This window comes from Janthinobacterium sp. B9-8 (assembly GCF_000969645.2).
Lineage (GTDB): Bacteria > Pseudomonadota > Gammaproteobacteria > Burkholderiales > Chitinibacteraceae > Iodobacter.
This window is the reverse complement of record NZ_CP014222.1, coordinates 4,113,004-4,137,067: the sequence shown is the minus strand read 5'-3', so window position 1 is coordinate 4,137,067 and position 24,064 is coordinate 4,113,004. Positions and strand designations below refer to the sequence as shown.

At 47.8% G+C, this 24,064-nt stretch carries 21 protein-coding genes; 15 read left to right on the top strand and 6 right to left on the bottom strand.

Features of this window, described 5'->3' with window-relative positions; translation table 11 throughout:
* Nucleotides 1-10 precede the first annotated feature (10 nt).
* The 13 genes from VN23_RS18655 to VN23_RS18590 all read left to right on the top strand — a co-directional run bounded on the left by VN23_RS18655 (nucleotide 11) and on the right by VN23_RS18590 (nucleotide 16,754).
* Nucleotides 11-1,285 carry a cytochrome b gene (locus VN23_RS18655; RefSeq protein WP_046351702.1) on the top strand — a complete coding sequence of 425 codons (1,275 nt, stop codon included), beginning with the start codon at nucleotides 11-13 and terminating at the stop codon, nucleotides 1,283-1,285.
* A gap of 12 nt (nucleotides 1,286-1,297) precedes the next feature.
* The gene (locus VN23_RS18650; protein WP_046351701.1) at nucleotides 1,298-2,044 is read left to right on the top strand and encodes a cytochrome c1; all 747 of its coding nucleotides are present in this window, start codon (nucleotides 1,298-1,300) and stop codon (nucleotides 2,042-2,044) included.
* 471 nt (nucleotides 2,045-2,515) lie between these two features.
* Nucleotides 2,516-5,080: an EAL domain-containing protein gene (locus VN23_RS18645; RefSeq protein WP_052746559.1), complete on the top strand. Its 2,565-nt coding sequence runs from the start codon at nucleotides 2,516-2,518 to the stop codon at nucleotides 5,078-5,080.
* Between the two features lie 49 nt (nucleotides 5,081-5,129).
* A complete protein-coding gene (locus VN23_RS18640; protein WP_082752847.1) occupies nucleotides 5,130-6,446 on the top strand; it encodes a sensor histidine kinase in 1,317 nt (438 codons plus the stop codon).
* A gap of 43 nt (nucleotides 6,447-6,489) precedes the next feature.
* Nucleotides 6,490-8,139, top strand: a complete 1,650-nt coding sequence (locus tag VN23_RS18635; protein WP_062654936.1) for an ATP-binding protein — start codon at nucleotides 6,490-6,492, stop codon at nucleotides 8,137-8,139.
* 67 nt (nucleotides 8,140-8,206) lie between these two features.
* On the top strand, nucleotides 8,207-9,535 hold the full coding sequence (locus tag VN23_RS18630) for an HD domain-containing phosphohydrolase (protein WP_046351700.1): 1,329 nt from the start codon (nucleotides 8,207-8,209) through the stop codon (nucleotides 9,533-9,535).
* Nucleotides 9,535-10,083, top strand: a complete 549-nt coding sequence (locus VN23_RS18625; protein ID WP_046351699.1) for a response regulator — start codon at nucleotides 9,535-9,537, stop codon at nucleotides 10,081-10,083. Before VN23_RS18630 ends, VN23_RS18625 begins: the two co-directional genes overlap by 1 nt.
* A gap of 206 nt (nucleotides 10,084-10,289) precedes the next feature.
* Nucleotides 10,290-10,895, top strand: coding sequence for a glutathione S-transferase N-terminal domain-containing protein (locus VN23_RS18615; RefSeq protein WP_046351697.1), 606 nt, complete (start codon nucleotides 10,290-10,292; stop codon nucleotides 10,893-10,895).
* A gap of 56 nt (nucleotides 10,896-10,951) precedes the next feature.
* Nucleotides 10,952-11,353, top strand: coding sequence for a ClpXP protease specificity-enhancing factor (locus VN23_RS18610; RefSeq protein WP_046351696.1), 402 nt, complete (start codon nucleotides 10,952-10,954; stop codon nucleotides 11,351-11,353).
* 220 nt (nucleotides 11,354-11,573) lie between these two features.
* Nucleotides 11,574-11,873 carry an antibiotic biosynthesis monooxygenase family protein gene (locus VN23_RS18605; protein WP_046351695.1) on the top strand — a complete coding sequence of 100 codons (300 nt, stop codon included), beginning with the start codon at nucleotides 11,574-11,576 and terminating at the stop codon, nucleotides 11,871-11,873.
* A 25-nt stretch (nucleotides 11,874-11,898) separates the two neighbouring features.
* Nucleotides 11,899-12,939, top strand: coding sequence for a cobalamin B12-binding domain-containing protein (locus VN23_RS18600; protein ID WP_046351694.1), 1,041 nt, complete (start codon nucleotides 11,899-11,901; stop codon nucleotides 12,937-12,939).
* Nucleotides 12,939-14,219: an ATP-binding protein gene (locus VN23_RS18595; RefSeq protein ID WP_156455222.1), complete on the top strand. Its 1,281-nt coding sequence runs from the start codon at nucleotides 12,939-12,941 to the stop codon at nucleotides 14,217-14,219. The genes VN23_RS18600 and VN23_RS18595 overlap by 1 nt, the downstream gene beginning before the upstream one ends.
* A gap of 153 nt (nucleotides 14,220-14,372) precedes the next feature.
* Nucleotides 14,373-16,754 carry an alpha/beta hydrolase family protein gene (locus tag VN23_RS18590; RefSeq protein ID WP_046351693.1) on the top strand — a complete coding sequence of 794 codons (2,382 nt, stop codon included), beginning with the start codon at nucleotides 14,373-14,375 and terminating at the stop codon, nucleotides 16,752-16,754.
* Nucleotides 16,755-16,803: 49 nt separating this feature from the next.
* Here VN23_RS18590 and VN23_RS18585 read toward each other — a convergent pair whose 3' ends face one another.
* The 4 genes from VN23_RS18585 to purM all read right to left on the bottom strand — a co-directional run bounded on the left by VN23_RS18585 (nucleotide 16,804) and on the right by purM (nucleotide 21,026).
* Nucleotides 16,804-18,072 carry an RsmB/NOP family class I SAM-dependent RNA methyltransferase gene (locus tag VN23_RS18585; protein WP_046351692.1) on the bottom strand — a complete coding sequence of 423 codons (1,269 nt, stop codon included), beginning with the start codon at nucleotides 18,070-18,072 and terminating at the stop codon, nucleotides 16,804-16,806.
* A gap of 5 nt (nucleotides 18,073-18,077) precedes the next feature.
* Nucleotides 18,078-19,223, bottom strand: coding sequence for a DUF3108 domain-containing protein (locus VN23_RS18580; protein ID WP_046351691.1), 1,146 nt, complete (start codon nucleotides 19,221-19,223; stop codon nucleotides 18,078-18,080).
* Nucleotides 19,223-19,858, bottom strand: coding sequence for a phosphoribosylglycinamide formyltransferase (purN, locus tag VN23_RS18575; RefSeq protein ID WP_046351690.1), 636 nt, complete (start codon nucleotides 19,856-19,858; stop codon nucleotides 19,223-19,225). The genes VN23_RS18580 and purN overlap by 1 nt, the downstream gene beginning before the upstream one ends.
* A gap of 130 nt (nucleotides 19,859-19,988) precedes the next feature.
* A complete protein-coding gene (purM, locus tag VN23_RS18570) occupies nucleotides 19,989-21,026 on the bottom strand; it encodes a phosphoribosylformylglycinamidine cyclo-ligase (RefSeq protein ID WP_046351737.1) in 1,038 nt (345 codons plus the stop codon).
* A gap of 183 nt (nucleotides 21,027-21,209) precedes the next feature.
* Here purM and hda point away from each other — a divergent pair, with 183 nt between their 5' ends.
* Nucleotides 21,210-21,887, top strand: coding sequence for a DnaA regulatory inactivator Hda (gene hda / locus VN23_RS18565; RefSeq protein WP_046351689.1), 678 nt, complete (start codon nucleotides 21,210-21,212; stop codon nucleotides 21,885-21,887).
* Between the two features lie 39 nt (nucleotides 21,888-21,926).
* Here hda and VN23_RS18560 read toward each other — a convergent pair whose 3' ends face one another.
* Together VN23_RS18560 and VN23_RS18555 are read right to left on the bottom strand one after the other, a co-directional pair.
* Nucleotides 21,927-22,556, bottom strand: a complete 630-nt coding sequence (locus tag VN23_RS18560) for a type II secretion system protein (RefSeq protein ID WP_197432958.1) — start codon at nucleotides 22,554-22,556, stop codon at nucleotides 21,927-21,929.
* 98 nt (nucleotides 22,557-22,654) lie between these two features.
* Nucleotides 22,655-23,095, bottom strand: coding sequence for a DciA family protein (locus tag VN23_RS18555; RefSeq protein WP_046351688.1), 441 nt, complete (start codon nucleotides 23,093-23,095; stop codon nucleotides 22,655-22,657).
* Nucleotides 23,096-23,124: 29 nt separating this feature from the next.
* On the opposite strand from VN23_RS18555, the gene VN23_RS18550 reads away from it, so the two are divergent.
* On the top strand, nucleotides 23,125-24,024 hold the full coding sequence (locus tag VN23_RS18550; protein ID WP_046351687.1) for a M23 family metallopeptidase: 900 nt from the start codon (nucleotides 23,125-23,127) through the stop codon (nucleotides 24,022-24,024).
* Nucleotides 24,025-24,064: the final 40 nt, after the last annotated feature.

The window sequence follows — 24,064 nt, the reverse complement described above, 5'->3', positions numbered from 1 at the left end:
AGGCTGACCCATGAGCAAAGCACAAGAAATAGGGCAGCAGGCCCTCAACTGGGTTGACGAGCGATTCCCGCTTACGTCAACCTGGAAAGCACATATTTCCGAATACTACGCACCAAAAAACTTTAATTTCTGGTATTTCTTTGGTTCTTTGGCGATGTTGGTACTGGTGATTCAAATTGTCACCGGCATTTTCCTCACCATGAACTACAAGCCAGACGGCTCTTTAATTCCGGGCACGAATATCTCTGTCGCTTTTGCTTCTGTCGAGTACATCATGCGGGATGTGGCCGGCGGCTGGCTGATTCGCTATATGCACTCTACTGGCGCATCGATGTTCTTTGTGGTGGTTTACCTGCATATGTTCCGCGGCTTAATTTATGGTTCTTACCAAAAACCGCGTGAGTTAATCTGGGTATTCGGCATGATGATTTATCTATGCCTGATGGCCGAAGCATTCTTAGGCTATTTGCTGCCTTGGGGGCAGATGTCATTCTGGGGTGCTCAGGTTATTGTTAACTTGTTTGCTTCAATCCCTGTGATCGGCCCCGATTTATCGGTACTGATTCGTGGTGACTTTGTGGTGTCTGATGCCACACTAAACCGCTTCTTTGCGCTGCATGTGATTGCGCTGCCACTGGTTATTCTGGCATTGGTTGTAGCTCACATTGTTGCTCTGCACGAAGTAGGCTCGAACAACCCTGACGGCGTTGAAATTAAGAAAAAGAAAGATCCTAAGACAGGTATTCCACTCGACGGGATTCCTTTCCACCCTTATTACACCGTTAAAGATATCTTCGGTGTATCGGTGTTCTTAGCCGTATTCAGCGCAATTATCTTTTTTGCGCCGGAAATGGGCGGCTACTTCCTTGAGCACCCGAACTTTGATCCGGCAGATGCACTGAAAACTCCTGCACATATTGCACCGGTTTGGTACTTCACCCCGTTTTACGCCATCTTGCGCGCTGTACCATCCTTCTTTGGTACACAAGTTTGGGGCGTACTGGCCATGGGTGCGGCAACGATGATTATTGCCGCTTTACCTTGGCTGGATAAATCCCCCGTGAAGTCAGTTCGCTACCGTGGCCCGATTTACAAAACCATGCTGGCTTTGTTTGTGATTGCCTTTGTTGGCCTGGGTATCTTGGGCGCATTACCTTCGACCAATGTGCGTACTGTGATCGCACAGGTGCTGTCGGTAATCTACTTTGTCTTCTTCTTGGCCATGCCGTATTACACCAAGATTGATAAAACCAAGCCGGTTCCTGACCGCGTAACGATGCACTAAGAGGAGGACACCATGAAAAAGATACTCAATACACTGCTGTTTACCCTCTTAGCCAGCGTCAGCTTTGGCAGCCATGCCGCGACTGGTGGTATTCATCTAGATAAAGCGCCGATTAATCTGCGCGATACCGAAAGCCTGCAACGGGGTGCGCAAACCTTCGCCAATTACTGCCTATCCTGTCACGGTGCGGTAGCGATGCGCTACAACCGCCTGCAAGACATCGGCCTGACGGAAGACCAGATCGAAACCAATCTGATGTTCCCTACCGAAAAAATAGGTGATTTGATGAAGGTGTCGATGCAAGCCAAAGACGCCAAAGTTTGGTTTGGTTCAACCCCGCCAGATCTATCAGTGATCTCGCGCTCACGTGGTGCAGATTACCTCTACACCTATCTGCGCAGCTTTTACCGTGACAGTGCTCGGCCTACTGGCTGGAACAACCTAACATTCCCGGATGTAGGGATGCCGAATGTCTTGTGGGATTTGCAAGGACAGCAGGTGTTAGAAGTTGAAGGCGAACACAAAAAGCTGAAGCTTGTTAAATCAGGCAGCCTCACCAAAACTGCAGAAAATGGCGAATTTGATCAAACCGAATTCGACCATCGCGTTGCTGATCTGGTGAACTATATGGTTTATATGGGCGAACCAGGCCAAGTTAAACGAGAGCAAATTGGCTATGGCGTGTTGCTATTCCTCTTGTTCTTTATGATTCCAATTAGCTATATGCTAAAAAAAGAATACTGGCGCGATATTCATTAAACGCACTATGTATTGATAAAAAAGCGGACAGGGCAACCTGCCGCTTTTTTTATTGCTTTGTTCTATAAAACATCGCCTATTAAATATACTTCTAATAAATCCTAATAAAAAACAAATCGCATACCTGCCAAAATGATTGATTGTCCTTTTAAAAAAGCACAAGCAAGTCTGATCCCCGCTTAAGTAGCAAACCATTTAATGCTTATGACATAAAAAAATCAGCACAAATCCAAAACTTACTCTTCCCAATTAACAAAACGATCATTTCAAACAAAATTAAACAGATACTTACCAGCCATAGTACTTAAGAAAATAGTAAATAAATGGCTAGCAAAATCTGCTTATGATTCTATAAATATGAGACGACCTTAAATAATTGATAAAAAAACAACAGCCCACCCCTTATGCATGAGTGTGGCACTTTCAATTATGAAAGTATTTTTTAGTCCGCGCTCGTCCTAGGGGGGTGCTGTGGCAAATATAGCGACCATCTTAAATATCTGTGACGACCCGGAGCAGCTTCAATTCAGCTCGGAATTATTGAATTCGGCGGGCTATATGGTTATTGAAGCTAAAGACGCCAACAAAGCCCTCACTCTTTGCTCGCAGCATATTGACTTGGTCATCGTGCACAGCCAGCCCCGATCATTACCTCCCCCTTGCTGCAAGCTCGCCAGCGAACTGACTTTGGGCGTCCCCATGTTGCTGCTTCATGGGGAAGAACCCGCTTGCTTATCATGCAGCGACAAAGCACACACCACCACATTACGCTGGCCCTGTGACCCCGGCTCGCTGATAAGCACGCTAGAACAGCTGCTCAAGCAACATGCTGTACCAAGATCACTGCCACTAGGACATACTTTAAAAAACAACCCTGTTACATCGCCCCCTCAAGTACAAGACCCGCTATCAGCGCTTGCTTATTCAGAGCAACCATTAGAGCTATTTAAGCGCGCCGTAGAATCCTCAGCCAATGCCGTCATGATTAGCGATTCGCGGATCGACACCCACCCCGTTCTATATGTAAACCCCGCCTTTGAAAGAATCACCGGTTACAGTGCTACAGAAATGATTGGCCACAATGGCCGGCTCCTGCTCGGCAATAAACTCGACCAGCCAGAGTTGGAAGTCATACGCCGTATCCTGCGTAATCACGGCACAGGCCATTCTATTTTGCAGTGTTTTCGCAAAGATGGGTCCCCCTTTGCCAATGAGCTTTTTATCGCGCCATTGCTGGATGAACAAGGTAAAACCAGCCACTACATCAGCATATTTAATGATGTAAGCGAAAGGCTGCGTCGAGAAACCCAACTGGCTCAGCTGGCTACTCATGACCCGCTCACAGGGCTGGCAAACCGCGCCTTACTTAATGACCGGCTGGCATGCGCCATTACCCGCAGCCAGCGCTACGACAGCATTGCGGCTATTTTATTAATTGATCTGGATCGGTTTAAAAATATCAACGATAGCCTGGGGCATGCTGTCGGCGACATCTTGCTGAAACTGGTTGCCACGCGGCTAGAATCGCTTATGCGTGCCGGTGATACCGTTGCCCGCATGGGAGGTGATGAATTTGCCATCGTCACCGATCTGGTGGCCAAAGAAGATGCAGCCACAGTCGCCAGAAAAGTATTAAGTACCCTGTCTGCCCCTTACACCATCGAGCAGGCCGAGCTATTTGTAACGCCCAGCATTGGTATCAGCTTTTCTCCGGACGATGGCATGGATGCAGATTCATTATTGCGCCGGGCTGATGTTGCTCTTTACCAAGTCAAAGAAAATGGCCGTAATCATTTCCGCTTTTTTGCACCAGAAATGAATCAGCGTGCCACCCGGATTCTAGAAATGGAATCCGCCTTAAGAAATGCCTTGGTACGGAATGAATTTGAACTCTATTACCAACCCAAAATAGACCTTTTTTCTGGCGCGCTTGTCGGAGCAGAAGCCTTAATCCGCTGGCAACACCCAGAGATGGGGCAAATACAGCCGATTCAATTTATTCCTTTTGCCGAAGAATCAGGCATGATTTTGCCTATTGGAGAATGGGTACTGAATGAAGCGTGCAAGCAAGCTAAAAAGTGGCACGAAAAACTTCCGCTCTCAATCGCCGTTAATTTATCTGCGCTACAATTCCGGCAAGACAATATTGTAGAAATCATCACTGCCGCTTTGCAAAATGCCCAACTAGACGGCAAATATTTAGAGCTAGAGCTAACCGAGTCCGTTGTCGTACAAAATCTGGATGCCGCAATTGTCTACTTAAAGCGGCTCAAACAGCTAGGTGTAACGCTGGCAATGGATGACTTTGGCACAGGTTATTCAAGCCTGAGCTATCTGAAGCAATTCCCTTTTGACACCCTTAAAATAGACAGATCATTTATTCAAAACGTCATTACCGAGCCTAATGATGCAATGATTGCCATTGCCATTATCAGCATGGCGCATAGTATGCGATTAAATGTAGTGGCCGAAGGGGTAGAAACAGAAAGCCAGATGCACTTCCTACACCGCCAGAATTGTGACCAGATCCAAGGATATTATTTTTCTAAGCCACTCACTGCAATCGCATTTGATGAATTTATCAGCCAAACGCGGCAACACCCGTTTCAAAACTCAATCACTGAGAGTGCCCCCCGCAGCCTGCTGCTGGTTGATGATGAACAAGATATTCTGAATGCACTCAAACGATTATTTCGTCGCAGTGGCTATCTGATTTTTACCGCAACTTCGGCCGCCGAGGCACTCGAATTACTCGGGCTAAATTCTATTCAGGTCATTATTTCTGACCAGCGCATGCCCCATATGAATGGTTCAGATTTTCTTGGGCGTGTGCGCGAGCTTTATCCACACACCGTCAGAATTATGCTCTCTGGCTATACCGAGCTCAGCGCGCTCACCGATGCCATCAATAGTGCGGGTATTTTTAAATTTCTGACCAAGCCTTGGGAAGATGAGGATTTATTAGATGAAGTGCGGCACGCATTTGCCTACTATGATCAAAGAATGAATAACAACAGAATAAAATCGGACAATTAGCGTGCTGTTCTATTTAAACAAAACCCGATATCCATCGCCAAGGAGTTCGATGATGGCTATATTTAGTTACTGGAAAAGAATTAGCTTACAAAGCCGCTTTTATATTTTACTTTTTCACTGTATGACAGGCGCTTTAATTCTAGGATATATCGCCCTGTGTGCCTCTGATGGCCGCCTGAGCTTGGATGCCGCCAAACTCAGAATGACCGGCACTTTTATTGTCATACTGATCAGTGCTCTGATACTTATCTCTTTACTCAGCAATAGTGTTGTACAAGCAATGTCAGATATTTATGAAGGCTTAAACCAGATCAATGACCATCACGATTGGAATATGCGTTTAAAAGTATATGGTAACGATGAATTCAGTAAACTCTCGGATCAACTCAATTATTTATTTGCCAATATGGAACAACTCGACCTAAAAATAAAAGCCAAAACTATACATTTGGAAGAAATGAATAAGCAATTACGTGAAGAAATGGAAACCAGACAACAAATAGAAATGCAACTGGAAAAAAAAACCGAAGCACAAGCTTTACTGATTGAGCGTCTTGAAACAACACAAATTCAACTCGCCCAAGCAGAAAAAATGGCATCGATAGGGCAACTTGCCGCAGGGGTTGCACATGAAATCAACAATCCAATTGGCTTTATTAGCTCAAATTTAAATACACTTAATGACTACACAACAAAATTAATTTCCGCGCTCGACGAATATGAAAACAATGAAAAAATAAGCAAAGAAACCAAACAGAGTATTATCAAAAAACATGATTTAGTTTTTATTTGTGAAGATTTTCCTGAATTAGTTAAAGAATCTAAAGACGGACTAGAGCGGGTCAAAGTAATTGTACGTGATTTAAAAGATTTCTCCCATGTAGACTCAGGAGAATGGATGCCAGTTGATATCAATAAATCCATCGACAACACCATTAGCATGGCAAAGAATGAAATAGAATCAAAAGCTAAAATAATATTAGATTATGCAGAATTACCAAAAGTAGAAATTATTGGATCACAATTTAACCAAGTTATTCTTAATTTACTAACGAATGCCGCACAAGCCATCGATTCATTCGGAAAAATCCTTGTCCGTACACGCTTGCACGATAATAATATTTATGTAGATGTACGTGATACTGGCAGCGGAATTCCTCCCGAAAATATGACCCGTATATTTGATCCGTTTTTTACAACCAAACCGGTTGGAAAAGGAACCGGGCTTGGCCTTTCATTAGCATTTGGCCTAATGAAAAAAATGCATGGTGAAATCAGTGTAAAAAGTGAAGTAAACAAAGGCAGCTGCTTTACGCTAAGAATACCTTTGAATGCAATGGATTTAAACAAAAACGATCATGAATAGAGAATGAAGTTTAGTAAACTTTTATAAAGATAAAGGTCGTACTATGAGCACCCCTATTTTAATTAACAGTATTTGCTCACAACTTCCCTTACCCGCATGGCAAAAAGACGCCAAGCTATGCTATGTATGGGCCAATGCCGCATGGCAAAGTTTTGCTAACCAGCATGATGGTAATGAATGGCTAGGTAAAAATGATCATGATTTTTTCTCAGCAAAAATAGCAAAAACCATTGAAAAAGGAGATCTATTCAGCTTAGAAAAAGGTGTAAGCGATGAAGAAATTACCCTTACAAATAAAGAAGGGCAAGAAAAAACCATGCAGCTGCACCGGCTGCCGCACTATGATAATGATGGAAAAATAACCGGCATTACTGCACTCGCTATTGATATTACTTATAGCAAACTACTATTAAAACAAATGGAAAACATGATGTCCGAAATGGACATTCAAAGAAATGCGCTTAATAAAAATGCCTTAATTGCGATCACAAAAGAAAGCGGCCAGTTTGTCTATGTGAGCGAACCGCTTTGCTTACTTTCCGGATATAGCAAACAAGAGTTAATGTCATTAACTCGATTCGATATTGGGCTAATCCCTGACCAGCACTTCTCTGAATCAATACGAAACTTAAGCCCTTTGCAAGCCATTCAATTTGAAACACACGCAAAATCAAAAAATGGCGATGATTATTGGCTGGAAACACTACTTGTTCCTATGGATATTTATGCTGGACAAGAGAAAAATTATTATGAAATAAGCACTAATATCACAGCCAGTAAACACCGTGAAGAAACACTAGAGCATGAAGTAAAAATACGTGTTGAAGAATCACATAGAAACACCCTTGCCTTAGAAAAAAGAAATGCTGAGCTCATCACACTTAATGACCAGCTACGGAATATTCAAAGCCAATTACTCCAATCAGAAAAACTAGCCTCAATAGGACAGCTGGCGGCAGGTATTGCACATGAAATTAACAATCCAATAGGTTATGTCAGCTCTAATCTTGGGGCCTTAGATGGCTATTTAAGTGATATATTTTACTTAATTGATAAATATGAATCCACCATTCATCCACATATGGAAGAGCATACCATTCTGATCAATGAGAGAAAAAAAATTGATTTTGATTTTATAAAAGAAGATATTAATTCATTAATAAATGAATCAAGAGAAGGCATAAAAAGAGTTAAAAATATCGTTCAAAACCTGAAAGATTTTTCAAGAATCGATTCAAACCAAAAATGGGAAGAAGCCGATATTCATGCGGGCATAAACAGCACATTAAATATTGTGCAAAATGAAATAAAATATAAAGCTGAAGTAATAAGAGAGTATGGCGACTTACCTTTAGTAACCTGTGTAATTTCTCAATTAAATCAAATATTCTTAAACATGCTGGTTAATGCCAGCCATGCGATTGAAAAGCAAGGGAAAATTTATATTAGAACCCGGCGCAAAGATGAACAAGTGTGCATTTCATTTAGTGATAATGGCAAGGGAATTGCTGCTGAACATGTAAACCGGATTTTTGATCCTTTTTTTACAACCAAACCGATAGGTCAGGGTACGGGCTTAGGCTTATCTCTTTCTTACGGAATTGTGAAAGAACATCATGGGCATATTGATGTTCACAGTATATTAGGCGAAGGGACCACTTTCGATATTTGGCTACCAATTAAGCAAGAATGATTTATAAAAAAGTATTCTATAAAATCACCACCTATTAATTAATTCTTAATTAAAAAAGGAAAAAATTGTGTCAGAACTTATTCATCTCGAGCCAGCGGAGCCGCCTTCAGCACCAAGCTTCACCGTGCTATGCGTAGACGACGAGGTGAATATTCTTGCTGCACTACGCCGCCTGTTACGCAGAACCGGCCACACTATTCTCACAGCCGAAAGTGGTGCAGCAGGCTTGGTCATACTGGGGCAAGAAAAAGTTGATTTGATTATTTCTGATATGCGCATGCCAGAAATGACAGGCGCCGAATTTTTAGCAATCACTTTAGATTACTGGCCTGATACCGCACGTATTTTACTGACCGGTTATGCAGATATCCATTCCACTATTGATGCCATTAATAAAGCACGCATTCACCGCTATGTATCTAAGCCTTGGGATGATGAAGAAATGCTGCGCATCGTCGATGATGCGCTGACGGTTAAACGCTTAGAAAAAGAAAAAAGCCAGCTCAGCTCGATTGTTCAAAGACAGAATGAAACGCTACAGCAGCTTAATAGCTCGCTAGAAAGCCAGGTCAAAGTTCGTACGGCAGAGCTAGAAATGACCATGCAAGAATTAAATATGACTCACGATAAACTAAAAAAAGGCTTTATTACCTCTATTAAGGTGTTTGCCAATTTAATGGAAATGCGGGCCGATAAACTGGCTGGGCACGCCAGAGTAATTGCAGATCTAACCCGGCAAGTCGCAAGACAGCTCAAGCTGCCCGAAGCTGAAGTTCAGGATGCTTTTATTGCGGCCCTGCTGCATTGCATAGGCAAAATAGGCTTACCTGATGCGCTCCTCGCCAAGCCCTATGTAGAAATGAATCTGCAAGAGCGCAATGTGTATGGCACGTATCCCAGCAAAGGGCATGCTGCACTTATGGCCTTAGAGCAATTACAAAACGCCTCACAAACCATACGCAGCCAGCATGAACGCTACGATGGGCTGGGCTACCCCGATAAGCTGGCGGGGGGCGAGATTCCAATTGGCGCACGAATTTTAAGTCTGTGCCGTGATTTTGAAGCACTACAAGCGGGCTTTCTTACCGGCAAGCCTATGTCGCGTAATGAAGCTATTAAAAATATAGAAAGCAGTAACGGTAAACGTTATGACCCCAAGGTGGTAGACGCTTTTTGCACCGTCGTGGCTAAACCGGAAAATACGCCGCAAATTAGCGAGCAAATGATCAGAAGCAAAGATTTAAAACCACAAATGACGCTATCTCGAGATTTAATCGCTTCGGATGTCATGCTGCTAGCCAAAGATCATGTGCTTGATCAACGACTGGTTAATCAGATCCGCGCCTTTGAAATCGCCGACAACATCAGCTTAGAAATTTATATTCAGGTGAAATAATGGCCCGCATACTACTTGTTGATGATGAAGCGAACATCCTGTCCTCGCTGAAACGCACACTCAATGCCAAAGATGAGTTTGACGGCACCTCTGCCGCTTACGATATCCACACGTTTACCGATGCCAGAGCCGCACTACTGGCCAGCGAAACCAAAGTCTTTGATTTGGTGATCTCTGATTACCGCATGCCCGATTTGGATGGCGTGGCGTTTCTCACCGATTTTCGCTACAGGCAGCCCGATTGTATTCGCATTATTTTATCCGGTATGACCGATTTGGCGGGCTTGGTTCTGGCCATCAATGAGGTTGAGATCTACCGCTTTTTAAGCAAACCCTGGAATGATTTCGAGCTACGCTCTACGGTGGCTGGTGCATTACGCTTTCAGAAAGTGTGCGTAGAAAATCAAAAGCTAGCCGATGAATTAAGGCTTATCCGCAGCCAAACACAAAGTAAAGATACAGAACTAAAACGATTAGAAGACGCCATGCCAGGCATTACCCGTGTTAATTGGGGACCCGATGGCTCGGTGCTGATTAATGACAAATAAGCAGATCAAACAAAGTAATTTAATACTAAAGCAGCACAGCATTATTATTTTCAAGCCTGAAAGCATCGCAATTTGTGATCAATACGCGCTTGGCATTTTTTACATTTTTCATTTAAAAATCAACACATTATACTCGTTAGCTGGATTAACGCTTTCAAAATGCGTAGAATGCTGCGATTAATATACTTTTGCAGAGATCCGTCACCATGATGAAGCTGTATTCCGGTACATCCTGCCCGTTCAGTCACCGCTGCCGCATTGTCCTGTTTGAAAAGGGCATGGATTTCGAAATCATTGACGTTGATGTTCACAGCAAGCCAGAAGATCTGGCGGTGATGAATCCGTACAATGAAGTCCCTGTGCTGATTGAACGCGATCTAACGTTGTATGAATCAAACATCATCAATGAGTATATCGACGAGCGTTTTCCACATCCGCAGCTCATGCCAGCAGATCCTGTGATGCGCGCCCGTGCCCGTCTGATGTTATTTAACTTCGAGCGCGAGCTGTTTATCCATGTAAAAACACTAGAAACCAGCGGCACTACAAAAAAAGAAATGGAAAAGGCCCGCGCAACGATTCGCGACAACCTCACCCAAATCGCACCTTTATTTGCTAAGCAAAAATTTATGCTGGGCGAAGAATTCTCGATGCTCGACGTAGCAATTGCGCCACTGATCTGGCGCTTTGAGCACTACGGTATTGAAGTAACCAAGGCACTTGCGCCAATCATGAAATATGGTGAGCGCCTGTTTAGCCGTCAAGCCTTTATCGATTCGCTGACTGCGAACGAAAAAGCGATGCGTAAGTAATAGCTCAAAGGGGTGATACGGACACGGCTCACCCCGCTTTAGTTCCCGGAGAGTCTATGCAAACCGTATCTACCAAACCGTATTTAATTCGCGCACTGCATGAATGGTGTTCGGACCATAGCTACACGCCCTATCTGGTTGTGCGGGTTATGGGTAAGATGCAAGTGCCGATGGAGCACGTTAAAAATAACGAGATCGTGCTGGATATTAGCTATAACGCCACGCACAATCTGAGCATCGGTAACGACTACATCAGTTTTTCAGCGCGCTTTAGCGGTGTTTCCAGAGAGATTCTGGTGCCGATAGGTTGTGTGGTTTCTATTTTCTCACGTGAAAACGGTGAAGGAATGGGCTTTGAATACGAAGGCCCGAGTGAAACCACAGAAACACCAGATAACGGCCCGGATGACACCCCGCCCCGCCCTAGTGGCAAGCCGCAGCTGCGGATTGTGAAATAATTAAAATCCCACCCAGCGGTGGGATTTTTTTATGCCCGCCAGCAAACACCACGCGCCCACTATTCACCAAGATAAGCCCCTAATCTGCTGTACGCTTGGCCATTTCAAACTACACTCATTCTATCTTTCTTATTGCGCTTCATCACTCATGACTCAAGCAGGCTGACCACCGACTATTCAGCACATAACTTCCAGATACCCGCGCGCAGCAAGGACATCCATGTTTATTGCCATAAGCCACTTTACAGTAGCGAATCATACCCATGATGCGATTGCAGAGGCCTTTCTGCAGCGCCCCCATTTGGTAGATGGCAGCGAAGGTTTTATACGGATGGAGGTATGGAACCCTGCATCAGATCCCACGCAATTTATGCTCATCACTTGGTGGCAAAACGCAGCAAGCTTTCATAGCTGGCACCACAGCCATAACTATCGGCAATCCCATCAAAACATTCCCAAAAACCTGAAACTGGTGCCCGGCACAACGCACATCGAATACTTCAACTTACTTTGTGATTGAAAGCTGCTGCACAAGGAAAACCATCATGGCCATTCTCAGCGAGATCCTCCACGAGCACTGCGATGCGGCCGCAGACTATGCCACAGCTAGAATTTACGTCACCCATCCCGACCTGCAACATCGTTTTGGCGACAAGGGTAAACGCAGCTGCCGAGCCGATATTGCACTCCATATCTCATTCTTAACTGGCGCTTTAAGTAGTGGCAATAGCAAACCCTTTAGCGAATACATCTGCTGGCTTGATAGTGTGCTGGCTGCACGCAATGTGCCCAGCAACTCGCTTGGCGAATCGCTGCACTGGCTGGCCAACTATTTTGAGCACAAACTCTGCCCCATTGATCACGCCACTGTTTTAGCAATTTTCAACGATGCCAGCAGTGCACTTTCTACAGCAAGAGTATCAACACAAATACCCGCATTTATGCAGTGCCTGCCTATACCCCACCAAGCCACTAGTTCACTGACTGATAAACTAGTCGCAGGCAATGTTCGTGAAACCCATGAGCTGCTGCATCAGGCCTACCTTGATGGGGCAGAGTATTTAGATATTACGACCCACCTTTTACAGCCCTCTATGTATCAGGTTGGCCATCTTTGGCAACAAAACCGAATTAGCGTAGCCCAAGAACATCTGGCGACCGCCATTGTGCAAAATGAGCTAACACAAGCATTCAGCATTGCTGACTTTTCCCCTCCAAATGGAAAACGAGCGCTATTTGCCTGCGTAGAAGGCAATTTGCACTCGATCGGTATATGTATGGTGGCTGATTCATTCGAATTAGCAGGGTGGGAAGTACAACAGTTAGGGGCAAATCTGCCCATAACTGCTTTGCTCGCACAGATTTCAGCTTGGCACCCGGAGCTAGTGGGTTTGTCAATTTCTCAAGCCCAGCATTTAGAGACTTTAAGGCGAACCATTGCAGCCATTCACGGAGAATTTGGCGAACACCGCCCGCAGATCATGATAGGAGGGCTCAGCACCAACGCCCTTAGCGAAATGTGGCGCACGCTGAAGGCCGATAGTTGGTCTCCTTCTGCTGATCTTGCTCAAATAGAAACCAGCTGATGTCCATCCCTTCTGCCCCACCGCACCCCCGTGCCATGATTCCCCCCATGCTTAGAGCGCTGGTTTCAGTCAGCTATGCCATCCTCAGCACCGAGGGCACGATCATCGACGCCAACGATGGTTTCTATCAGCTACTGCAGCAAGACCCAGCCTCCAGAGCAGACAATATCACCCCATTTATGATTAACCCCGATTTCAACACCCTTACCGCCCGAATAGCGCACAGTGAGGATGGCGTTTTACACCGGGGCATTCTTAATTTTTTAGATAGCCAAGGCCTTGGGCATTCTCAGGTAGGCTTGGTCTATTGCCGTAACAGCAATATCGAATTGATTAGTGAATACGATATAAAAGAAAACGAGCAGCTTATCCAAACCGTGCTCACCTTAAATCAGGAACTCGCCGATAAACAACGCGAGCTGGTACGCGCCAACCGTGCACAAGCCCGCCTGCTCAAAAAACTCGAAGATACCCAGAGCCAATTACTACAAAGCGAAAAAATGGCCTCTATCGGCCAGCTTGCTGCGGGTATCGCCCACGAAATCAATAATCCCATCGCCTTTGTCAGCGCCAATTTAAGAACCATGGGCGAATATATCAACGATATATTAAGCGTGCTCGACGCCTACACCGCTGCCGAAACAATGCTCTCCCCCAGCGCCCTCGCAGCAATCAAGCGGCTCTATCAGGAACGGGATATTCCCTATCTGCGTGAAGACAGCCAGCAGCTCCTTAATGAATCCCGCGATGGGCTACGGCGTGTACGGGATATTGTGCAAAATCTGAAATATTTTTCTCAAATTGATCAGGCGAGCGAGCAAATGGCTGATCTGCACAAAGGGCTGGAGAGCACCCTGCAGATTATTCAAAGTACGCTCAGCCCCGACACCCTTATCCAGCGCGAATACGGCAAGATCCCTCTGCTGCAATGTCATTTAGCAGAGATCAATCAAGTTTTTCTTAATCTGCTGACCAATGCCACACAAGCCATTAGCGGCCAAGGATTAATCACCTTGCGCACAGGCAGCGACAAAAACTGGGTCTGGATAGATATTGAGGATAACGGCTGCGGCATACCACCAGAACTACAATCAAGAGTTTTCGAGCCATTTTTTACCACTCGCCCCGTAGGCAGCGGAACGGGCCTTGGGCTTTCTCTGGCTTGGAAAATCATCTCAGACCACGGCGGCCACATAGTATTAAATAGCACGCCAGACCAAGGCAGCCTGTTTCGTATTTGCTTGCCATTAGCTAGCCCGGAAAGCCGCGCTCAACAATGATATTAAGTTCAAAAAATACACTAAAACGGATAGCTAGCTCAACCCGGCACTATTTCAATATACTTACAAATCGCTGTGTTACAGTGAGGCACAAGATGCAAGGCCTGCCCAAAGCAGCTATTGCCCCGCCCGTAAGCTATTGAAAAAGACCCTATGCGCCTACTTCTGCTACTTACCCTGATTATGAGCCCTCTTACCATCGCCGCTTATCAAACACCGCCAGCCGAATTGCAAGCCATCGTCGACGCCCCGCGTGGCCCCTTGTTCCGCCTTGGCCCCAAGCACGGCACAGCCCTGCTACTCAGCCTGCCGGGCTTACCCGGCATCAGCGATGTGGCCCAGCCCGAATTAAAGCTCGCTGGCCTGCGTATCAATCCAAGAATGAGCAGCCAAAGCCGCTTTGATTTTGCCAATGGTGCCAGCCTGCTGGATATCAAAACCGGACTAAGCCGCAGCATCAGCGGCTTGCCCAAGGAAGCACGGATTGCGGACACCGCATGGTCAGCCAATGAGCGCTGGATTGCATTCAGCCGCTGGGGCGATACGGGCGTTGAGCTATGGCTGATCGATGTCGCTCAAGCCAGCGCCAAGCCTTTAATTAAAGCCCCCATCAACGCGATTGCGGGGGCTGGCTTTAGCTGGCTGAGTGCCAGCGAGCAATTGCTGGTGCAGCTCAAACCCGCAGGCACGGCCCCCACGGCGGCACTCACTCCAAGTGGCCCGAATACCCAGGACAGCCAGCCCGGAGCCAAAAGTTCGATCCGTACCTACGCCGATATGCTGAAAACACCGGCCGATGCTGATCTGCTTGACTGGCATCTGCAAAGCCAGCTGGCTACCGTAAACCTAAAAGGCGAGATCAAAAAAATCGCCCAGCCGCTCACCCTACTGGCGGCTAGCAGCTCCCCTGATGGTGAGTTGATTCTGACTACCTCGCTACGCCGCCCTTATTCTTATTTGCTGCCGGTTTCATACTTCCCACAGGCGGTTGAGGTTTGGAATAAGCAGGGCAAGCTGCTTAAAACGATCGCACTGCCGCTGCAAGATCGCATCCCGCCGGGCAACGACGCCGTATCCAAAGAGCCGCGAGATTTTGCATGGCGCAAAGATCTGCCCGCCACACTTACTTGGCTAGAAGCGCAGGACGGTGGCAATCCGGCGACTGAAGCCAAAATACGCGATGCGCTCTTCCAGCAAAGCGCACCCTTCACCGCTCCGCCACAAAAGCTGATCGAGCTGGCTTGGCGTGCCTCATCACTACACTGGGGAAGTGGCGATCTGGCCATGGTCGAAGAATCATGGTGGAAAACGCGCGATACCCGCACTTGGCTCATCCGCCCCGATCACCCAGAGCAAGCACCTGAGCTGCTCACTGCTCGTAAATCAGAAGACCGCTACGCCGATCCGGGTGAGCCGGTGCTGGCAAAAAACGCCTACGGCCAGAACATCCTTAAGAGCGACGGCAAGGCTATTTATTTGATAGGCGAAGGCGCAGGCCCAGAAGGCGACCGGCCCTTTTTAGACCGCTATGAATTAGCTAGCAAAAAATCAAAGCGCCTCTGGCAATCACAAGCACCGTTTTATGAAATCCCTGTCGCCATGCTGGGCGAGCAGCAAATCATCAGCAGCCGCGAAGCCAATACCGAAAGGCCTAACTTTTATCTACGCGATCTTGCGGGCGATGCCAAACCTCGGGCGCTTACTCAGTTTCCGCATCCCACGCCGCAACTTAAAGACGTGCAAAAGCAAAAAATCCAGTACACGCGCAAAGATGGTGTAATGCTGGATGCCACGCTGTATCTGCCTGCAGGCTACAAAGCAAAACGCGATGGCCCGCTACCGATGCTGATGTGGGCTTACCCGCGTGAATTTAAAAACGCCCAACTCGCCAGCCAAGTGCGCGAATCGCCATACCGCTTTAACCGCATCAGCTACAACGGCCCGCAAGCCATGCTGGCCCGTGGCTACGCCGTGCTCGACAACCCCGCCATGCCCATTGTGGGCGAAGGCAAAACCGAGCCTAACGATAACTATCTGCCGCAGCTCACCATGAATGCCGAAGCCGCTGTCGATGCTGTAGTGAAGCTGGGTGTCGCCGATCGCAATAAAATCGCCGTCGGCGGCCATAGCTACGGCGCTTTTATGACTGCTAATCTGCTAGCGCATACCCGCCTATTTAAAGCTGGCATCGCCAGATCCGGTGCTTATAACCGCACGCTCACCCCATTTGGCTTTCAATCTGAAGACCGTAATTTCTGGGAGGCCAAACCCGTCTACCAAGCCATGGCTCCATTCAACTTTTCCGATCAGATCAAAGACCCGCTGCTGCTCATCCACGGCGAAATGGACAACAACTCCGGCACCTTCCCCGTGCAAAGCGAGCGCATGTACCAAGCCCTGCAAGGCTTGGGCGCAAGAGCACGCCTCGTGATGCTGCCCAATGAAAGCCACGGCTACCGCGCCCGTGAATCCATTATGCAAATGCTGTGGGAGCAGGATCAGTGGCTGGAGACGTATTTAAAAGCCAAGCCATAAAACTAAAAAACCCATCAAGCGATGGGTTTTTTTATTACCTACAAAGCAATCAATCTCTCTGCATTACCGCAGCAAAAAAGGCATCGGCTTGATGCAGATGCGGAGATAGCTTGAAATAGGGTCCGGTCAGGGCGATTTCTACTTGCTCGGCTTTTAATAGCTCTGGTGCATCGAGCAATTTGAAATCTGGATTGGCGGCGAGGAAGGCTTCAACGATGGCTTCATTTTCGGATGGCAAGAAGCTACAAGTGGCGTAAACCAAGCGGCCTGCAGATTTTACCAAGCGTGAAGCGGACGCCAGAATGCTGGTTTGCATGGCATTCAACTCGAGCACGCTGGCTGGGTTTTGGCGGAATTTCAGATCGGGATTACGGCGTACGGTGCCCATGCCGGAGCAAGGCGCGTCAACCAAAACTGAATCGATTTTGCCAACCAAACGCTTAATTTTCTGATCGTTTTCGCTAGAAATAAGCTGCGCACTGACGTTGGAAAGGCCGGAGCGAGCCAAGCGCGGCTTGAAGTTATTCAGGCGTTTTTCGGATACATCAAAGGCATACAAGCGGCCGCTAGAATTCATCATTGCGCCCAGCAGCAGTGTTTTACCGCCAGCGCCAGCGCAGAAATCCACCACCATTTGGCCGCGTTTTGCACCGGTAAGCAGGCCCAAGAGCTGGCTGCCTTCGTCTTGTACTTCAACACGGCCTTCGGTAAAGGCGCGGTATTTATTAATCGCTGGCTTGCCCGTTACACGCAGGCCCCAAGGCGAATAAGGTGTTGGCGTGGTTTCTACACCGCCAACATCCAGCAACTCGGCAGCTACTTGTTCACGCTTGGCTTTTAAGCTATTTACGCGTAAATCGAGTGCGGCTGCGCCTTGCAAGCCAGCGCCCAAGGCCAGAATATCGGCGTCGCTCATATTGCCAGCAAGCAGATCGCTCACTACCCATTCAGGTAAGTCGGCACGCACATACACCGGTGCTTCGGCGAGTTTTTTGCTTTTACACAGGGCAAAATTGTCTTTTTCGGTGTCAGGAAACCAATCGCCGCATTCGCGCAGATTGCGGCGCTCTACCACCACCAAGTAAGCGGTGAGCAGGCTGCGCGCATTTGCCGGGCCACCTAAAACCCACTCAAGGCGAATTTTATTACGCAAAATGCCATACACGCATTCGGCAATCATATGGCGATCTTGGCCGCCCAGATTGGGATTGCTGCGAAAGAAACGCGACATGGTGGCATCAGATGGAGCGGCAAACACTAGCATTTCGGATAGAACAGAAATGGCGGCGTGGTAACGGGTATTATTTAAAGCAATCATGTCTTTTATCTTCGCATCATGCGGTTGGAGTTGGAGTTATGGTTGTTGCTTTGCGGCTCCAGCACCATTTCCCCATTAATTTTTATATCATTAGCCCAGATATCGAAGCTTCCTTCGCTACCCAGTGATAATGTCATTCGTACTGGCATATTGTGCCACTGTGGTGCCAGCCAGAAATCAAAGGTACGGTCTTCAAAGCGGCCACGCAGCAAAATCGCTTCGATTTGCTTATCGCCTAAGCGCAGACTGGCTTGCCCGCTAATTTCAAACGGCACATCTTTATAAATCTTGCGGCCACTGGCTACGGTAAAAGTAAAATCCTTCATGCGTGAGCCTTGCAAGGCCAGCTGAAAAGCAGCAGAGAAAATATCCTGATCACCCGCTTTTAATTCTTCAACCTTTGTCGTACCACCATCTTTGATCGTGACTTTCTTTTCTTCCCAATTAAATACTGCCTCATTAATCAATTTTTCGTCACGATAATCAGCAAATCGCTGCGGAATAACACCTTGCTGCCCCACATCGCCTTCACTCACAAAAGTACGTGATTTAGAAAACAAAGCCCCGCGTAATTTCAAAGCATAGCGGCCATTTTCTGCTTTCCAGCTCATCCGAATCGGAAATATTCCATAAGCATAGGTAATTTCTACTTGAGTAGGATAAGTTTGCTCTGCTGTCAGCGGGCTCTCTTTGAGCGGCGGCAAGACTTCTTCAACCTCAGGCGCAGAGGCAAGCAAAGGAGCAGGAGCCACGCTGCTTGCTGCACTTGCAAAAATGATCGGTTTCTCAGCAAGTACTGCGCTGGCCTGGCTGGCCACCGCAAGCACACGGCTTGCCGCAACTTTAACGGGCGATGTTTTTTTTGCCTTCACAACAGGCTTAGGGGCAGGTGGCTTCTCGCTTATCAAGGGCCCCTTGTGTAAAAATACCTGCTGATGATCTGCTGGTTTTACGCCTTTCAAGCCTTCCGGCCGCGCCTCTTCAGCTTGTGCCACATCACTCAGTTTCTGAGTAACTTTTTTTAATTCACTTTCTGTATAAGGCTGTTGAGTTGCCCAAGCGTAGAGTTGTTCACTAAAAATAGACGCTAGATGCAGTAACAAAGACAGCAGCGCAGCAGATACCAACAATAAACCTGGCCAACGTAACATTAAAGCACCGGCGGAAAAATCAACGCCGCAGCAGGGCTAGGGCAATCTACGTGAACTCTGCCATTCACCAGCCTTAACTTATCCTGCACAAACCAGCGCACGGCCTGCGGATAAATCAGGTGTTCTTGTACCAGCATTCTGGCCGATAAACTCGCTACCGTATCGTCATCCAATACCGCCACAGCAGTTTGCAAAATAATAGGACCATGATCCAGCTCCGCGGTCACAAAATGCACCGTGCATCCCGCAATCTTCACACCTTCTGCCAAGGCCCGCTCATGGGTGTGTAAGCCTGTAAAGGCAGGTAAAAGCGAGGGGTGGATATTAATCAGGCGGCCAGCATAATGGTTTACAAAGTCAGCCGTCAGAATACGCATAAAGCCCGCTAGCACGACCAGATCCGGTGCATAGCCATCAATCAATTCAACCAGCGCGGCATCAAATGCCTCGCGGCCAGCATACAGCTTATGATCAAGCACGGCGGTGGCAATGCCACGCTCTGCAGCCCAGGCAAGGCCTGCGGCATCGGGGCGATTTGCAATCACGGCGCAGATATTTGCGCCTGCAATTTGCGCATCCACAATGGCTTGCATATTGCTGCCACGGCCGGAAATCAAGATAACTATATTTTTCATAAGTCTCAAAAGAGAAAGGGCGAGGTAGGAGTTCCTCGCCCTGTATCTAATTGTAGGTTGGGCTTAGTGCCCACTCTCGGCAACACATAAGCGCGTGGGCACGATAAACCTTGTGCCCACCCTACAACCATTACATTACTTGCGTCTGGTGCTCATCACCCACACGGGCACGAATTGCACCTAGGGTATAAACCGTTTCACCTTCTGCTTGCAGCAGAGCGATCGCTGCGTCAGCCTGGTCTGCCGCCACAATCACTACCATCCCCACGCCACAGTTAAAGGTGCGGTACATTTCTTGCGCTTCCACATTGCCTTCTTTTTGCAGCCACTGAAATAACTTAGGCATGGTCCACGATTTTGCATCGATGGCAGCAACTACGTTATCTGGCAGTACACGCGGTACGTTTTCGCTGATCCCGCCGCCAGTAATATGCGCCATACCCTTGACTGGCAAAGCTTGCATAAGTTTCAACAGCGGCTTCACGTAAATACGTGTTGCGGCCATCACCACATCAGCAAGGCTCTTACCGCCGTCGAATTCCGCAGCGTAATCGGCTTCAGCGCGATGCATAATTTTGCGAATCAAGCTGTAGCCATTGGAGTGTGCGCCGTTCGATGCCAAACCAAGCACCACATCACCCGGCGCAATATCGTCGCCAGTAATGATTTTGCTTTTTTCGACGACCCCGACGGCAAAGCCAGCCAGATCGTATTCGCCTAGCGGATACATGCCCGGCATTTCAGCAGTTTCACCACCAATGAGTGCACAACCTGCCTGCTCACAGCCATGAGCAATCCCGCGAATCACTTCAGTTGCATTCGGCACATCCAGCTTGCCGCACGCGAAGTAATCGAGAAAGAACAATGGCTCGGCACCTTGCACCAAAATATCGTTCACACTCATGGCAACCAGATCAATCCCCACGGTATCGTGGCGATTCAGCTCGAAAGCGAGCTTCAGTTTAGTACCTACACCATCGGTGCCGGACACTAAAACAGGCTCTTGGTATTTTTTACTGATTTCGACTAAGCCGCCGAAACCGCCAATGCCACTAAGCACCTCTGGGCGCATGGTACGCTTGGCGTAGGGCTTAATATTTTCAACCAACTGATCGCCGGCATCGATATCGACACCCGCATCGCGGTAGCTCAAGCTTTGATTGGTCATGCATGGCCTCGTGAAACTGGCAGCGCCACTAGGGGCTTCTGCGCTAGAATGGCGAACATTCGTTATATTAGTGCAAGTGTAACGCCCAATTTGGGGTACGCCTGCCGCAAAGCCAGACATTTTATCGCATCTTGTGAAAAAACACCCGCACGCTTGTCATCGACCTCTTGGAGCCCCTCCCGCATGAAGCAACTCGTGCTGGATCTGCAACTGCCAGCCCTACCCTCTTTTGAGGATTTTATCCGTGGTGAAAACGCCGAGCTACTTTATCAGCTGGGTTGTTGGAGCCTTGGAGAGGGAGACGTGCGCTTTCTCTATTTATGGGGAGAACGCGGCAGTGGCAAGAGCCACCTACTCGCCGCCGCGCGCGCCATGCTGCCCGCCGACACTCAGATATTTTTTACCGATGCAGCCCACGATGCCCTGCCCGCATCATTGCCCAAAGAAGCGGCGTTGATCGTAGACAACGTGGATGCGCTTAGCCGTGACGAACAAATTCGCCTGTTTGATCACTTTAATACGCTGAAAGACGGCGGAGGCCTACTGCTAGCCGCAGGGCCTAAGCCACCCATGCTACTGCTACTCAGGCCCGACTTAACCACTCGCCTAGGCTGGGGCTTGGTGTATCAGCTCAAACCATTATCCGACACCGACAAAGCCGCCGCCCTAAAACGCCGCGCCTATGCCTTGGGGTTTGAGCTGGGGGATGATTTAGCCGATTACCTGCTGCGCCATGCATCGCGCGATTTGCCGACTTTGTATCAGCATTTAGATGCGGCCAATGATTTGTCTCTGACCGAAAAAAGACCTGTGACGGTTTCTTTGCTAAGGGAAGTGTTGCGTGGGGATTGGACGGAGTAAAGCCGAGCTTGGTGGCAAGCTCGGCTTTAGAAGAAAAATCTAAGGTAATAAGCGCATGCCTACCATATAGGGCGCGCCTGTCAATGCCCAACAATCTGTGGCAGCAGTATAGGCAGCAGGGGCGACACTACGCACATTCCCTGTGTTAAAAACCCCATCATCAATCATTTTATCCAAGGCGCAAACATAGCGTGGATCAGCTGAAGCCTGTGGAGCGCCCGCTGCAGTAACCAAAGAGAAATAATTAATCCCCGCGACCCCTCCACTTAACGTCGTATTGGTGGATATAGTAATTCCCCATGGTCCACCAAAGGGGCTTTGTATATCTGAGGCGGATAATAAATTAGCATTTTGTAAAAGTGTAAATGCCCCCTGAGTCTCTGCCGCAGGACTTAATGTCCCACTTTTAGCCCCAGCACAAGTTGTTACGCCTACTGCTATAACAGCAGGACACCCATCCCCCGGATAAGCACCATACCTTTCAAAATAAATATTAAACGCCGCCTGCACTTTATTGTATTGGGCGGCGATGCTCTTCACCTTTGCCCCATCAATCAAATCCTTGCCCTTAAAAGCCATCCCAAGGATCAGACCAATAATCACCAGCACAATGGCCAGCTCCACCAGAGTAAAACCACCTTGTTTAGCCTGACACCCCGCCTGATTCACACTCATTGCCCAGCTCCTTCGTCGATTTAGCCTCTCAGAGAATAGGGCCTGAACATCAGCAAAAACATGTTATTACAAGGCCTTACAAGGTTTATAGACTAAATCTGGTCTTTGGGTGCATGGCGATTCAAGAGAGAAGCTATGGCCTGCCTTAATGGCCCATCTTCCAGGGTGTCAGCCAGCTGCGAAAAAGCAACACAGGCCCCCTCTTTCAGATGTAAGTCTTTGCTTCGCATGGCATTTGTGCTTTGCAAGCCGACTTGCACCTTGGGCTGAACTACGGTAGCTTTCCATCCGCCGGCTTGCAGTGCCGCAAGAATCTGAGGCGCGTTCAGACGCACTCTTGATGCCGCAGCACTGCCACTTACACCAATTAATAAAGTATCGCCGGACCAAGCCACTCCAAGACAATGCCCCGCCATCGCTGGCGGCAGCACCGCACGCACTTGGGCTAATACGCTCGCCAAATCATCAACCTGATGCATCAGGCTGGCGAGCTGCCTGTCGTGCCCAACTTGCTTCAGAGTGGTTTTTTTCATGGTTGAGGCTTCGCAAGGCTAAGTATTTAATGAATGTTATCGTGATTTCTAATCGTCTTGGCAAAGCTGTTTCTTTAGATGCCAAGCAAATTATCTTACTGGGGCTGGTGACACTCGTTGCTATCTCTTCACTCACATTTACCATCACGGCCTTTCTTCGGCCGGGGCAAAACCCAGCACTTTGGCGCTTTATGCCAAACGCCAATCAAAATCGCCAAGCCGAAATTGATGCCTTAGCGATTCGCGTTGGCGAATTGCAAGCCAAGCTACTCCGTTTAGATGGTTTAGCAAGCCAGGTGGGCGATAAAACCGGCATTGATATCAAACCTTTTTTATCTAATCAAGCGGTGCCACGTGGCGGCATACAACACACGGGCACGGCACTAACCGCCATCAGCCTGGGCCATGAAATTGATGCGGCCAACCAGAACTTAAACGCTAGGCTTGATCAGCTATCTTTAGCGGAAAGTGTTTTACTGCGGCCTAAAGCATGGCAATTGCCTTCTAAAGCACCACTCAATGTCGGCTTACAATCATCAAGCTTTGGTAAGCGGATTGATCCGTTTAACGGCAATCAGGTCTTTCATGAAGGCATCGATTTTGTGGGCGATAGCGGCACGCCTATTATGGCGGCAGCCAGCGGCAAAGTCAGCTTTGCGGCCTTCCATCCCCAATATGGTAATATGGTTGACTTGGATCACGGCAATGGCATCACAAGCCGCTATGCTCACGCATCCAAGCTTGAGGTAAAAGTAGGCGAGCAAGTCAACGCTGGCCAGATCATTGCCTTACTAGGAAGTACAGGCCGCTCTACCGGGCCGCATCTGCATTTTGAAATTCGTTATAAGGGCATTGCGCAAAACCCCCTGCGCTTTATTGGTCCTGCCACGAATGAAGTTAATATTGCTGCGACAAAATCCGGTGATTGATCTTGAATTTTGATTAAAACGGTAGCATATACGGCGGACG